At 74.6% G+C, this 14,089-nt stretch carries 8 protein-coding genes, 1 tRNA gene and 1 pseudogene; 5 read left to right on the plus strand and 5 right to left on the minus strand.

Annotated elements, in window-relative coordinates:
• Both ABEB16_RS03940 and ABEB16_RS03945 read left to right on the plus strand, forming a co-directional pair.
• The coding region (locus tag ABEB16_RS03940) for an alpha-L-rhamnosidase-related protein (RefSeq protein ID WP_345710966.1) at positions 1-970 on the plus strand (970 nt) is incomplete at its 5' end.
• Positions 971-1,096: 126 nt separating this feature from the next.
• A complete protein-coding gene (locus ABEB16_RS03945; RefSeq protein ID WP_345710967.1) occupies positions 1,097-4,207 on the plus strand; it encodes an efflux RND transporter permease subunit in 3,111 nt (1,036 codons plus the stop codon).
• 26 nt (positions 4,208-4,233) lie between these two features.
• Here ABEB16_RS03945 and ABEB16_RS03950 read toward each other — a convergent pair whose 3' ends face one another.
• From ABEB16_RS03950 to ABEB16_RS03960, 3 genes are read right to left on the minus strand one after another with little or no spacing between them, the layout of a single operon-like run.
• Positions 4,234-5,100, minus strand: coding sequence for a carbohydrate ABC transporter permease (locus tag ABEB16_RS03950; RefSeq protein ID WP_425560102.1), 867 nt, complete (start codon positions 5,098-5,100; stop codon positions 4,234-4,236).
• The gene (locus ABEB16_RS03955; protein ID WP_425560103.1) at positions 5,097-6,104 is read right to left on the minus strand and encodes a carbohydrate ABC transporter permease; all 1,008 of its coding nucleotides are present in this window, start codon (positions 6,102-6,104) and stop codon (positions 5,097-5,099) included. The genes ABEB16_RS03950 and ABEB16_RS03955 overlap by 4 nt, the downstream gene beginning before the upstream one ends.
• A complete protein-coding gene (locus ABEB16_RS03960) occupies positions 6,101-7,402 on the minus strand; it encodes an ABC transporter substrate-binding protein (RefSeq protein WP_345710968.1) in 1,302 nt (433 codons plus the stop codon). The genes ABEB16_RS03955 and ABEB16_RS03960 overlap by 4 nt, the downstream gene beginning before the upstream one ends.
• Before the next feature lie 284 nt (positions 7,403-7,686).
• Between ABEB16_RS03960 and ABEB16_RS03965 the strand changes: the two genes are divergently transcribed.
• A complete protein-coding gene (locus tag ABEB16_RS03965; protein ID WP_345710973.1) occupies positions 7,687-8,751 on the plus strand; it encodes a LacI family DNA-binding transcriptional regulator in 1,065 nt (354 codons plus the stop codon).
• A gap of 105 nt (positions 8,752-8,856) precedes the next feature.
• Here ABEB16_RS03965 and ABEB16_RS03970 read toward each other — a convergent pair whose 3' ends face one another.
• A complete protein-coding gene (locus ABEB16_RS03970) occupies positions 8,857-12,162 on the minus strand; it encodes a rhamnogalacturonan lyase family protein (protein WP_345710969.1) in 3,306 nt (1,101 codons plus the stop codon).
• A gap of 301 nt (positions 12,163-12,463) precedes the next feature.
• Positions 12,464-12,548, minus strand: a tRNA-Leu gene (locus ABEB16_RS03975).
• Between the two features lie 208 nt (positions 12,549-12,756).
• Here ABEB16_RS03975 and ABEB16_RS03980 point away from each other — a divergent pair.
• A complete protein-coding gene (locus ABEB16_RS03980) occupies positions 12,757-13,710 on the plus strand; it encodes an AAA family ATPase (RefSeq protein ID WP_345710970.1) in 954 nt (317 codons plus the stop codon).
• Positions 13,707-14,089 (plus strand): annotated as a pseudogene (locus tag ABEB16_RS03985) (hypothetical protein); the annotation flags it as partial. The gene ABEB16_RS03980 and the pseudogene ABEB16_RS03985, both read left to right, overlap by 4 nt.

A 14,089-nucleotide genomic window follows, 5' to 3' on the forward strand; every position in this document is an offset into this window, starting at 1 on the left:
CGCGCTGCGCTGGGTGGAGCACGCCGCCTCCCGCGCGGCCGCGGCCCGCCACCCGGTGCGCGCGGCGCGCCGGACGGTGCCGGCCCCGCACGAGCGCTTCCTGTGGGACACCGGCTTCCACTTCGGCGAGTGGCTCGAACCGGGTGTCCCCCCGCGCCCGGATCCAGGCGCCGACCACGGCATCGTCGCCACCGCGTACCTGCACCGCTCCGCGCTGCTGGTCGCGCGCGCGGCCCGCGTCCTGGGCCGGCCCGACGTGGACGAGCGCTGTTCCGCGATCGCGGCGGGAGCCCGCGAGGCGTGGCGGCGCGAGTACCTCGGGGAGGACGGCCGGCTCACCGAGGAGTCGCAGGCCAACTACGTGCGCGCCCTCGCGTTCGACCTCGTCCCGGCCCGGCTGCGCCCCGCCACCGCCGGCCGGCTCGTCGAGCTCGTGCGCGCGGCCGGCACGCACCTCGGCACCGGTTTCCTCGCCACCGGGATGCTGCTGCCGGTGCTGGCCGACACCGGCCACGGCGACGTCGCGTACGAGCTGCTGCTCGACGAGGGCGACCCGTCCTGGCTGGGGATGCTCGCCGCCGGCGCCACCACCGTGTGGGAGTGGTGGGACGGGATCTCCGCCGACGGCACCGCGCGCGGCTCGCTGAACCACTACAGCAAGGGCGCCGTGGCCTCGTTCCTGCACACCCACGTCGCGGGGCTGCGGCTGCCGGCGTTCCCCGGGCCCGACGAGGCCGGCTACCGGCGGGTGCGGATCGCGCCGGTGCCGACCAGCCGGCTGACGGCGGCGCACACGAGGCAGGACACCCGCGCCGGCCGGTTCGAGGTGTCCTGGTCCACCGCCGGCGGCACGTTCGTCCTCGAGGCCGTGCTACCGCCGGGCACCGCGGCCGACGTCGAGCTGCCCGACGGCACCACCTGCCGGGTGGGCGGCGGCACGCACCGCTTCCGCTGCGCCGCACCGGGCTGAGCACCGCGCGCAGGTGGGGGCGCAACCGCTCCCCCGCCGCGCCGGGTCGGTGCACGACCGGTGAGGTGAGCGGGCCCACCGGCCCGACCTGGCGCCGGGGCGCCGCGCCACCCACGATGGGTTCTCGTGCACCGGCTCGCCCGCTTCTCCCTGGCCCACCGCGCGCTGACCGCCCTCGTGACGGTCGCCATCGCCCTGCTCGGGGTGGTGAGCCTCGGCGCGCTGCGCCAGGAGCTCATCCCCTCCGTCGCCTTCCCCGCCGCCGCGGTGGTCGGCGTCTACCCCGGCGCCTCCCCCGAGGTCGTCGAGGAGCAGGTGACGACCGCGGTGGAGACCGCCGCCCGCGGCGTCGACGGCGTGGAGGAGGTCACCTCCACCGCGGCGAGCAGCCTGTCCGCGACCACCGTGACCTTCGCGTTCGGCACCGACGTGACCCGCGCGGTGCAGGAGCTGCGCAGCGCCGTGGACCAGGTGGCCGACCAGCTGCCCGAGGCCGTCGAGCCGCAGGTGCTGGCCGGGTCGGTGGACGACCTGCCCGTGGTGCAGCTCGCCGCGTCCGGCGGCGCGGGGCCCGAGGAGCTGGCCGGGGTGGTGGAGGACTCCCTCGTGCCGCGCCTGGAACAGGTCGAGGGCGTCCGCGCCGTCACCGTCACCGGCACCGCGACCCGGGAGGTCACCCTGGACGTGGACCTGCCGGCGCTGCTGGCCGCGGGGCTCACGCCGCAGGCGGTGCTCGGCGTCCTCGACGCCAACGGGGCGCGGCTGCCGGCGGGCACGATCACCGAGGGCGAGCAGACCCTGTCGGTGCAGGTGGGCACGCCGCTGACCGGGCCGGCCGACCTGGCGGCGCTGCCGCTGACGTCGGCCACCGGGTCGGTGGTGCCCCTGGGCGACGTCGCCGAGGTCGTCGACGGCGAGGCCGCCGCCACGTCGTTCTCCCGCCTGGACGGCGAGGCGTCGCTGGGGGTCGCCGTGACGCAGGGCCCCGACGGCAACGTCGTGGAGACCTCCGAGGCCGTCGCCGCCGTGCTGGGCGACGTGCGCGGGGACCTCGACGCGCAGGGCGTGCGGGTGGAGGTGGTGTTCGACCAGGCGCCGTTCATCACCGAGTCCATCGAGGGCCTGGCCACCGAGGGCGCCCTCGGCCTGCTGTTCGCCGTCGTCGTCATCCTGCTGTTCCTGGCCTCGCTGCGCTCCACGCTCGTCTCGGCGGTGTCGATCCCGCTGTCGCTGCTCGTCGCGTTCACGGTGATGCGCCTCACCGGGTACACGCTGAACCTGCTGACGCTGGCGGCGCTGACCATCGCCATCGGGCGCGTGGTGGACGACTCGATCGTCGTGATCGAGAACATCAAGCGGCACCTGTCCTACGCCGAGGAGCGCACCCCCGCGATCCTCGGGGCGGTGCGCGAGGTGGCCGGTGCCATCACCTCCTCCACCCTGGCCACGGTGGCGGTGTTCGCCCCCATCGGGTTCGTCGGCGGGTTCGTCGGGGAGCTGTTCCGACCGTTCGCCCTCACCGTGGCCATCGCGATGGGCGCCTCGCTGTTCGTGTCGCTGACGATCGTGCCGGTGCTGGCGCGCTGGTTCCTGCGCGCACCCCGCACCGCGCAGGACGCGGCCGCCGCCGAGGCCGCCCGGCAGGAGGCCGAGGCGCGGGAGCGGCGCGGGGTGTGGCAGCGCACCTACCTGCCGGTGCTGGCGGCCTCGCTGCGCCGGCCGGTGACCGCGCTCGGGATCGCCGTGGCCGTGCTCGCCGGGACCGTGGCGCTCACCCCGCTGCTGGAGACGAACCTGCTGGGCGACAGCGGCCAGGACGCCGTCACGGTGACGCAGTCCTTCGCCCCCGGCACGTCGCTGCAGGCGCAGGACGAGGCCGCCCGCCGGGTCGAGGCGGTGCTGCTGGAGCTCGAGGACGTGCGGACCGTGCAGACGTCGGTGGGCTCCGACGGCGGTGCCGCGGCGGCCTTCGGTGGTGGGGCCGAGGCCCGTGCGACGTTCGCGCTGACCCTCGCGGAGGACGCCGACGGCGTGGCCGCCACCGACGCGGTCCGCGAGGCGGTGGCGGACCTGGTGGCCGAGCCCGTCACGGGGATCGACGTGGCCGCCGGGCAGAACGGTTTCGGCAGCTCCACCGTCGACCTGGTGGTGACCGCCGACGACGTGACCGTGCTCGACGAGGCCGCCGAGCGGGTGCGCGCCGCCGTCGCGGACGTCGGGGGCGCCTCGGCGGTGTCGAGCAACCTCGCCGCCGACCAGCCGGTCGTGCAGGTGACGGTGGACCGCGCCGCGGCGGCCGCGGCGGGGCTCACCGAGACCGCCGTGGCCACGACCGTCGCGGGCCTGCTCACCGACCCCGAGATCGGCGAGGTCGACCTCGGCGACGGGCCGGTGGCGGTGCGCGCCTCGGTCGGGCGGTCCCCCACCACCGTCGAGGAGCTGCGCGCCGCGCCGCTGACCGGTGCGGGCGGCACCGTGCCGCTGGCGCAGGTGGCCGCCGTGGACGTCGTCGAGGTGGCGTCGGCGATCACCCGGCAGGACGGGCGGCGCACCGCGACCGTGGCGGTGACCCCGGCCGGGGACGACGTCGGCGCCCTCACCGCCGAGCTCACCGAGCGGGTGGAGGGCCTGGAGCTGCCGGGCGGGGCGCAGGTCGTCGTCGGGGGCGTGGCCGCGGACCAGGCGGACGCGTTCGCCGACCTGGGCCTGGCCCTCGTGCTGGCGATCGCGATCGTCTACGTCGTGCTGGTGGCCACGTTCGGCAGCCTCGTGCAGCCGCTCATCCTGCTGGTGTCGGTGCCGTTCGCGGCCACGGGTGCGCTGGTGGCGCTGCTCGTCACCGGCACGCCGCTGGGGGTCCCGGCGCTCATCGGGCTGCTGATGCTCATCGGCATCGTGGTGTCCAACGCGATCGTGCTCATCGACCTCGTCAACCAGTACCGCGCCCGCGGCCGCGACCTGGAGGACGCCGTCACCGAGGGCGCCCGCAAGCGGCTGCGGCCCATCGTGATGACCGCCGCCGCGACGATCTTCGCGCTGCTGCCGATGGCGGTGGGCGTCACCGGGGGCGGCGCGTTCATCTCCCGGCCGCTGGCGCTGGTCGTCATCGGCGGCCTGGTGAGCTCCACGCTGCTGACCCTCGTCGTGGTGCCGGTCATCTACACCCTCGGGCAGCGCAGCGCCGAACGCCGCCGCCGGCGCCACCGGCACCGCGCGCCGAGCCCCGCGGCGGGGTGAGGGGGCGGGCCCGGGCGGCTGCGTCCTCAGCCCTTGACGGCGCCGCCGATCAGGCCGGCGACGATGTGCCGCTGCGTGAACACGAAGAACACCACCACGGGTGCGATCGCGAGCACGCTCAGGGTCATGAACGACGGCCAGTCGGTGCTGAACTGGCCGACGGCGCTGTAGACCTGCAGCACGATCGTGCGGTTGGCGGAGCTGGTGAGGAAGACGTTCGGGGTGATGAAGTCGTTCCAGACCCACATCGTCTGGAACACCCCGACGGTGATGAGGATGGGCCGCACCAGCGGCAGCACGATCCGCCAGAAGATCTGCCAGGGACCGGCACCGTCGATGCGCGCGGCCTCGATGATCTCGAAGGGCAGGGTGCGCATGTACCCCTGGATGAGGAAGTAGCAGAAGATCGAGCCGGCGCTGTAGAGCAGCACCAGACCCGTGAGGGTGTCGATGAGCCCGATGCCGACCAGGAAGCGGTACAGCGGGATCAGGGTGGACTGGCCGGGGATGACGAAGGCCGCCAGCAGGCACAGCCCGAGCACGGTGTTGAAGCGCGAGGAGCGCACGACCATCGTGTAGGCCGCCATGGCCCCCACCAGGAGCATCACCGCGACCGAGGCGACGGTGATGACCAGGGTGTTGGCGAAGCTGGCCACGAGCGGGACGGTGCCGAAGACCTCGACGTAGTTGTCCAGGTAGAGGCGCGAGGGGAGGGCCAGCGGCGAGCTGGACATCTCGGCCTGGGTCTTGAAGGTGTTGACGACGACGTAGTAGAGGGGTACCGCCACCAGCGCCGCCAGCACGGCCATGACGGCGGTGCGCACCCAGTACTCGACCCCCTGCCGAGGCCGGCTCGCGCGCGGGGCGGCCGGTGCGCCGGCCGCGGTGCTCATCGGATCCTCCCCTCGAGGCGGCGGGACAGGAGCAGCTGGCCGAGGGAGACGGCCCCCACGGCCACGGTGAACAGGACGGCGAGCGCCGATGCGCGCCCGTACTCCCCCTGCGCGACGCCGCTGGTGATGATCGACTGGGTCAGCGTGAAGGTGGAGTACCCCGGTCCGCCACCGGTCAGCGTGAACGGCAGGTCGTAGACCTTCAGCCCGTTGGTCATCAGCAGGAAGGTGCTGATCGAGATGGCGGGGGTCAGCAGCGGCAGCGTGATGTGCCGGAACTGCTGGCCGCGACCGGCACCGTCGATGGTCGCCACCTCGTAGTAGTCCGAGGGGATCGACTGCAGGTAGGCCAGGTAGAGCACCGCGTGCCAGCCGACCTGCGACCAGACCGCCACGAGGACGACGGAGGCGCGGGCCAGCCACGGGTCGGCCAGGAAGGGGACCGGGCCCAGGCCGGTGAGGGCGGCGATGACGGAGTTGAGCACCCCCGAGCCCAGCGGGGAGAGGATGTAGCCCCAGACCAGGCCCAGCACGGCGATGCTGGGCACCGCGGGGAAGAACAGCAGGGAGCGCACCAGCGCGCGGCCCGCGAAGGCGCGGTCGAGGGCCACGGCGAGCGGGATGGCCAGCGCGGTGATGACGGCGGTCTGGGCCACCGCGAAACCGATGGTGAAGCCGAGCCCGGCCAGCATCGAGGGGTCGGTGAGGATCCGGCCGTAGTTGGCCAGCCCCACCCACCGCGCGTCGAGGCTGTACCCGGAGAAGTCGGTGAAGCTGTAGTAGAAGGTCTGCGCCAGCGGCACCAGGAACAGCACCACGAACACCGCGATGACCGGGACGAGGAAGGCCTGGTGCCCGGCGACCTGCTGCCAGCCCGCCTGGGGCCCCCGTCCGCGCAGGGCGGTCGGGGCCGCTGCGCCGGGGACGACGGGGCCGGCGGCCAGGACACCGCGCGGTGCCGGTGGGGGCGCCTGCACGTCCTGCCGCACCGGGCCGGACATCACGCCGAAGCCAGGGTGCGGTCCATCTCCGCGGCCATCCCCTGCGGGGACTGGCTGCCCTGCACGAGCAGCTGCGCCTGCGCGCCACCGGTCTCGTTGAGCTTGTCCTCGGCGCGCGTCCAGGCGATCTGCGGCAGGTAGATGTCCCCGGCGCGCACCCCCTCGGCCACGACCTCCAGCGCCGGGTCGACGTCGGGCTCGAAGTTCGCGGTCGTCGTGATGGACGCGGTGGACTCGTGGTAGGCGCGGATGGCCTCCTCGCTGGCCAGGAAGGTGAGGAAGCGGTCGGCCAGCTCGGCCTTGTCGGATTTGCTGTTGACGGCGTAGCCCGGCGCGGCGGCACCGGCCAGGAAGGTGGAGCCGCCCGCGAGCGCCGGGATGCGCGCGATCGCGAAGTCCAGGTCGGGGGCCGAGGAGCGCAGCGTGGGGACGTCCCACGGGCCCGTGACCGTCATGGCCGCGCGGGCCTGGGCGAACTCCTCGCGGCCCTGCTCACCGGTGATCCCGACGGCGTCGCGGGTGGCGTAACCCTCGTCCCACAGGCGCAGCCACTGCGCCAGGGGCTCGGTCCACTGCTCCTCGAAGGAGCTCGAACCGTCGAAGATCTTCTGGTCCATGGTGCCGCCCTGCGCCTGGTTCCGGGCACCGAGGAAACCGGCGACCACGAGGGAGGGACCGGTGACCGCCTCGATGTACGGCGCGACGCCCGCGGCCTTCAGCTCGGCACACAGGGCGAGGAACTCGTCCCACGTCTCGGGGACGGTGTCAGCCCCGACCCGGCCCAGCAGTTCGCGGTTGTACGCGATGCCGGCACCCCAGGACGCCACGGACATGCCGTAGGGCTTGCCGTCGCGGCCGTAGGTGGCGGCGTTGAACTCGTTGATCCCGCTCATGTACGGCTTGCCGGACAGGTCCGCGACCGCCTTGCCGTCGATGAGGTTGGTCTTGTTCTCCGCCGCGATCATGAAGACGTCGGCGGCGGTGCCCGAGAGCACGCGCGTCTGCAGCGCCGCGATGTACTCCGCGACCGGCGGGGCCTGGGAGAAGTCGATCGGCACGTCGGGGTTCTGCTCGGCCCACAGGTCCAGCACCGGCTGCATGGACGCCTGGGCGTCCCAGGAGAAGAAGGACAGCCCGTCGCCACCGCTGCCGCCCTCGGTGGAGGTGCTGCAACCGGTCAGCGCGGTGGCGGCGCCACCGGCGGCCAGGGCCGCGAGGAAGGTGCGGCGGCTGGTCCCGGTGCTCGCGAGGCGCTCGAGGGGGTTGCGGACGGAGGCGGCGTTGCGGCGGTGCAGCGTCACGGTGGTCTCCTGGGGTGCGCGCAGCGTCGAGGAGCTGACGAGCAGCAGCGGTGGGCGGCGGGCGCGGCACGTGCTGATCGGCGGGGGGGGATGTGGGGCCAGAGAAGTGGTCGCCAACGACCTCAGCACTGATCATCGGTGGCAATATCGATAAAATCAGGTGGCCGACACGGCTGTCAAGGGTCCCCCCCGCCGGTCTGCCACCATCGTCGCCCGTAGTTCCCACCCCATCCCGCGCGCCGTGCGGCGCCCGGTCAGGCAGCGGAGGAACGCCCGTGGTGACCATGCGCGAGGTGGCCCAGGCCGCCGGGGTTTCCACCATGACGGTCTCCAACGTCCTCACCGGCCGGCGCCACGTCAGCCCGCAGACCCGCCAGCGGGTCCTCGACGTGGTCGTCCGCACCGGCTACCAGGTCAACGTCGCCGCCCGCAGCCTGCGACGGGGGCGGACGGGCATCATCGGGCTGGGGGTGCCCGAGCTCGACAGCCACTACTTCGGCATGCTCGGGGCCCGGCTCGTCGCACGCCTGGCCCGCGAGGGGCTGCGGGTCGTGGTCGAGCAGACCGGCGCCGACCGCGAGGGCGAGCTGGAGGCGATCGCCGACTCGCGGGTCAACGCCTACGACGGGCTGATCCTCAGCGCCAGCGGCCTCGGCTCCGCGGACGTCGCCGCGCTCGCGGGGGACCTGCCGGTGGTCATGCTCGGCGAACGGCAGGACATGCACCGCTTCGACCACGTGGAGATGTCCAACACCGCCGGCGCCGAGGCCGCCGCCCGGCTCCTGCTCGAGCGCGGCTGCGAGCACCTCGCGGTCATCGGCACCCCGCCGCTGGAACGCTCCGACGACGACGGCGGCCACCAGGACGACGCCTTCCGCCTGCGCGCGGCGGGGGTGCGCAGGGCGCTGGCCGAGTTCCCCGGCGCCACGGCCCTCGCCGTGCAGGAGCGCACCAACCACCTGTCCACCGGTGCCGCGCTCGCCGCGGAGGCCCTGCGCCGGCAGCCGCGGACCGACGGGCTGCTCTGCGCGACCGACACCCTGGCCCTGGGAGCGCTGCGCGGGCTCGCCGACCTGGGGGTGCACGTACCCGACGACGTGCTCGTCATCGGCTTCGACGACGTGCCGGCCGCCGCGTACTCCGTCCCCTCCCTGTCCAGCGTCTCCCCCGGCCACGACGCGATGGTCGAGGCGACCGTGCGGCTGCTGCTGCGCCGGATGCGCGACCCCAGCGCCACCCCGGAGCACTTCGTGGGCCCCTGGGCCGTCGTGGAGCGCGAGTCCACCCGGCGCGGCTCCCGCCCCCGCGCTCGACGGTCGGTGGGCGCTCCGGCGCCGCAGCGGTCCTGACCCGCCGGTCCTCGGGAGCCCTCCCGCCCACCGCACGACGGCACCGGCCCCCACCGCAGGGCGCGGTGGGGGCCGGTGGCGGGTGCGCCGCGGCGGGCGGCTGCGTCAGAGCGTCTTGACGTACGCCGTCGCCGCCGTGCCGTCGGCGGCCGTGGCCGTCACCGCGTAGCAGCTGCCGCGGGTCTTCGGCGTCTTCCAGTTCTGGACGAACCGCCCGGCGGCCGCGTCGTAGCGCAGCGCCGTGCCCCCGGCGGCCAGCACCTCCACCGGGTCGCTGCCGGCCGAGCCGTCGCACGGGACGCCACGCACCGAGACGTCGACCAGGGCGGTGTCGGTGATCTCCCGCTCGCCGGCGAACACCTCGAACTTCAGCGGGACCGTGCTGCCGCCCTTGACCGTGTTGAGCACGCCGCCCATGTCCACCGGCTCGTAGAAACCCTTCACGCTCCAGGGCACCACGGTCGGCGCCGGCCCGGGGTCGGTGCCGGTCAGCGCGATGCTCGGCGCCGGCGGGGTGGTCATGCCCTCACCGAGGAAGTAGGAGGTGTGCGGGGGCTGGTTGTAGCCGGTGTTCTGCCACGCCACGCCCAGGCGGTAGGTGGGGTCCGACATCAGGGTGCGCAGCCGCACGTCGGTGAGGTCGGTCGTGGTGGCGATCCGCAGGGCCGAGGAGTCCTCGGTGCGGGTGATCAGCTCCTCGCGCCAGTCGCCGAACAGGTCGGCCTGCAGGGACGGGTTCCCCTTGGTGCTGTTGTTCGACAGGGTCCCGGTGGCGCGGTAGACCTCCTCGGCGCGGTCGGTCTGCCAGTTCCACTTGGAGATGGTCGGCACCCCGGTGCTGGTGGTGGTGTTCCAGTCGTGGTCGCCGATCTCGCGCAGCAGGTCCCCGTCCCACCAGGTGAGGAAGTTCGCCGCCGGGATGGCGGTGCCGATGAGGGTTCCGTCGGCCGCCACGAGCTGCCCCACGGGGGAGTTCCACGCCGCGTCGCCGCCGACGGCCCAGCCCTCCGCGCCGGGGTGGGTGGGGTCGATGTCGCCCATCGCCGCGCGCCCGGTGTCCCGGGTGGCCGGGATGGACCAGAGGATCTCGCCGGTCTCCGCGTCCCGGTAGGTCGCCCCCCGGTTGCCCGACGCCGCCATCGCCTCGTGCGCGGCGAACACCTCCAGGCCGGGGCGGGACGGGTCGAAGTCGGACACGTGCAGCGCGTCGCCGTGGCCGAGCCCGGTGTTGTGGAGGACACCGCCGTCGTCGTCCAGGGTGATCGAGCCGTAGACGATCTCGTCCTTCTGGTCGCCGTCGACGTCGGCGACCGAGAGGTTGTGGTTGCCCTGGTGCGCGTACTCGTCCCCCGCTTCGTCGGAGTCGAAGACCCACCGCGAGGTCAGGTTCTCGCCGTCGAAGTCCCAGGCCGAGACCACGGTGCGCGTGTAGTACCCGCGGGCCATCACCACGCTGGGGTGCTCGCCGTCCAGGTAGGCCGTGCCCGCCAGGAACCGGTCGACGCGGTTGCCGTAGGCGTCGCCCCAGGCGGCCACGTCCCCGCGCGGGGGCACGTAGTCCACGGTGTCCACCGCCGCGCCGCTGGCACCGTCGAAGACGGTCAGGTACTCCGGCCCCGACAGGACGTAGCCGCCGGAGTTGCGCCAGTCGGCCGCGGGGTCGCCGATCACCGTTCCGGCGCCGTCGACGGTGCCGTCGGCGGTCTTGGCGACCACCTCCGCCCTGCCGTTCCCGTCGTAGTCGAACACCTGGAACTGGGTGTAGTGCGCGCCGGCGCGGATGTTCCTGCCCATGTCGATGCGCCACAGGCGGGTGCCGTCCAGCTCGAGGGCGTCGAGGTAGACGTTGCCGGTGTAGCCGGCCTGGGAGTTGTCGCGGGAGTTGGACGGGTCCCACTTGAGCACGATCTCGTACTGCCCGTCGCCGTCCACGTCCCCCAGCGAGGCGTCGTTGGCGTTGTAGGTGTACGCCTGCCCCGACGGCGTGGTGCCACCGGCCGGCCGCTGCAGGGGGACGTCCAGGGTCTGCTGGTCCCAGACGCCGAACTCCTCCGTCGCCCACCGCTCGACACCGCCGACGACGGTGCTGATCCGGTAGGTCGATGCCGCGCTCCCCCCGGCGTCCTGCAGGTTCGTGGCGCCGGTCAGGGGCTGGGCGGTGATGCGCCGGCCGTCGCGGTACACGTGGAAGGGCAGGTCCTGGGGGTCCTGCCCCAGCAGCCGCCAGCCCACGTAGACGCCCGTGGTGCCGGCCACGGCGACCGGTGCCCGGTCCAGCCGCTCGGCCTGGCGCTTCAGGTGCACCGCCCGCTCCAGCCGCGTCGGCGCCGACAGCGCCGAGCGGCCACCGGTGCTGACGGCCGCGATGCGGTAGTCGTAGGCGGCACCGGGCTCGGCGCCGGCGTCGACCCAGCTCGTCCCCTGGACGCGCACCAGGCGCACGGGCTTCCTGTCCGGACCGGAGCGGTAGACCTCGTACTGCACGGCGCCGGCGACGGACGCCCAGGACACGCGCGCACCGTCGCCGCCCCGGCTCACGGTGGGGGCGCCCGGGGCAGCCGGAACCGGGACGCCGGGCGCCACGACCGTCACGTCGGTGGCGGCCGAGGGGGCGCTCTCCACACCCGTGCGACCGAGGGAGCTGACCTGGTAGGTGTAGCCGTCCGCGAGCTCGACGTCGCGGTCGGTCCACGTCGGCGTCGCACCGGCGGCCACGTCGGCGACCCGGGCGGGCGCCGCCCCCGCCGTCGAGCGGTACACCCGGTAGCCCGTGGCGCCGGGCACCGCCGGCCACGACAGCGTCACCGACGGGTCCGCGGCCGTCGCGCCGACCTCGGCGCCCACGGTCTGCGGAGCGGCGACGGGGCGCAGCACCTGGAGGGAGTTGATCCGGATCGACGAGCCGGAGAAGCCGACGTCCAGGCGGCCGTCGACGACCTGGACGTTCTCCACGACACGCTCGTCGATGGTCCCGGCCCCCGTGCCGCGGGCCGGGACCACCTGCCCGTTGACGACGAAGCCGCTGTTGCTGCTGGCCGTGAGGTCACCCGAGCGCAGCACGACGCTGTACGTGCCGTTGGGGACGGTGGCGCGGAACGTGCTCGTCGCACCGGGGAGCACGAAGTCGCGCAGCGCCGGGTCGCCGCTGCCGCCGCGGTCCCGGCAGCTGGTCGCCGCCAGGGGCGTCAGGAACCCGGAACCGCCCTCCGCCCAGGTGGTCGTCGGCAGCACGGCCGTGTGCTCGGGCGCGGTGACGTTGCCCGTGCACTGGAAGTCGAACAGCAGGTCCTGCCCGGAGGCGGCGGAGGCGGCCACGGGCGCGGAGGCACCGGCGGCGAGGGCCACCGCCAGCAGCGTGGTACCCGCCTGGCGGGCACCACGCCCGGTGCGTGGCGCGGGTCGTGCGGACACGTCGATCACCTGTCTCGTCGTCGAGGGTGGGATGAGTGCGGTGGGTCGCAGCGGTCGGGTGAACGGTCACACCTGCGCGCGGTTCAGGCGGACCTCGGGACGCGGGAGGGAGTGCCGACGTCCGCGGTGACGTCGAGCACGGGTGCTGACAGGACACTAACGCCTGCGGTGGCGCTTTGGGTAAGCGTTGTCCGAAGTGCGCGCCGATCCGGATCCGCCGCTGGTCGCACCCGGGGCATCGTGCGGTCGGCACCCATGACAAAAGCCCAGGTCGGAGACCTGGGCTTCGGTGTTGCCGGAGTGTCCGAGGGGGGACTTGAACCCCCACCCTCTATACGAGGACTAGCACCTCAAGCTAGCGCGTCTGCCAATTCCGCCACCCGGACGAGTGACCCCGACGGGCCCTGCGGCCCGTGCGGAAGCGAGGACGACTCTAGCACGCAGCAGATGATCTCCGTGCCGGGCGGGTGCTCCCCAGCGTGGGCCGAGCGGGTGCCGCGCGTGCTCCGGACGGCGGACGCGGCGGGCGTCCCGGGCCAGTCCGGGGCGCCCGCTGCCGATGCACGCCACGACGCCCACCTCCGGAGGACCCCCGTGCACACCAGCCCCACCGACGCCGCCCGCGCCCTCGTCGGCGCCGTCGAGCAGGTCGTGCGCGGGCGCCGCGGCGCCGTCGAGCTCGTCGCCACCGCCGTGCTGTCCGGCGGGCACGTGCTGCTGGAGGACGTGCCCGGCAGCGGCAAGACGACGCTGGCCAAGGCGTTCGCGCTGGCCAGCGGGGCCGGCTTCGGCCGCATCCAGGCCACCGGCGACCTGCTGCCCGCCGACATCACCGGCGGCGGGGTGTGGGACGCCGCCTCCGGTGGCTTCCGCTTCGTGCCCGGCCCCGTCTTCGCCCACGTCCTGCTCGTCGACGAGCTCAACCGCGCCTCCCCCCGCAGCCAGTCCGCCTTCCTGGAGGCGATGGAGGAGGGCGCGGTCACCGCCGACGGCCGGCGCCACCCGCTGCCCGACCCGTTCGTCGTCCTCGCCACCCAGAACCCCGTCGAGCAGGTCGGCACCCACCCCCTGCCCGAGAGCCAGCTCGACCGCTTCGCGGTGCGCGTCGTCCTCGGCCCGCTCGGGGCGCGCGACGAGCGGCAGGTCGTGCGCGACCAGCTGCGCGCCGCCACCGTCGGCCGGGTGCGCCCCGTGCTCGACGTCGCGGGGCTGCGGGCGCTGCGCGCCGCGGTGCGGGAGGTCCACGTCGCCGACGCCGTCGTGGAGCACGCCGTGGACGTCGTGCGCGCCACCCGGACCGACCCGCGCGTGCTGCTGGGGGCCAGCGCCCGCGCCGCCATCGCCCTGGTGCGCTGCGCGCAGGCCCGCGCCGTGCTGGAGGGCCGCGAGCACGTCCTGCCCTGCGACGTGCAGGCCCTGGCGGTGCCCGTGCTCGCCCACCGCCTCGTGCTGGCCGAGCCGGAGCACGGCGCGCAGGGCACCGCCCTGGCCCAGCAGGAGGTGCTGGCGCGGATCGTGCAGCAGGTCCCCGTCCCCGTGCACCGGTGAGCGCTCCCACCGCGGTGCGGCTGAGCGTCGCCGGCCGCTGCACCACCTACGTCGCGATCGGCTTCGCGCTGGCCGCCACCGGGCTGGGCAACGGGTGGCTGGCGGTCGTGGCCGCCGCCGCCGTCGCCCTGCTGCTCACCGGCTGGATGCTGCGCCCGCGCCTGCGCGGCCTCGTCGTCACCGTGTCGGGACCGCGGCGGGCGGTGGCCGGTGCGCAGCTGGAGCAGGTCGTGCGCGTGCGCAACACCGGTGCCCGGGCGACCACCCCGGCGCGGCTGGTGCACCGCGGCTGCGGCGTCGCCGACGTCGTGGCGGCGCTGCCGGCGCTGGCCCGCGCGCAGCAGGCGGCCGTGGCCGTGCGCCGCCGCGCCCTGCACCG

Source organism: Kineococcus glutinatus, assembly GCF_039542765.1.
GTDB classification, from domain to species: domain Bacteria; phylum Actinomycetota; class Actinomycetes; order Actinomycetales; family Kineococcaceae; genus Kineococcus_A; species Kineococcus_A glutinatus.

Bases quoted from the DNA above. Each gene is read 5' to 3' on its own strand.
- ABEB16_RS03950 (WP_425560102.1), bottom strand. From the start codon at position 5,100: ATGAGCACCGCGGCCGGCGCACCGGCCGCCCCGCGCGCGAGCCGGCCT.
- ABEB16_RS03965 (WP_345710973.1), top strand. From the start codon at position 7,687: ATGCGCGAGGTGGCCCAGGCCGCCGGGGTTTCCACCATGACGGTCTCC.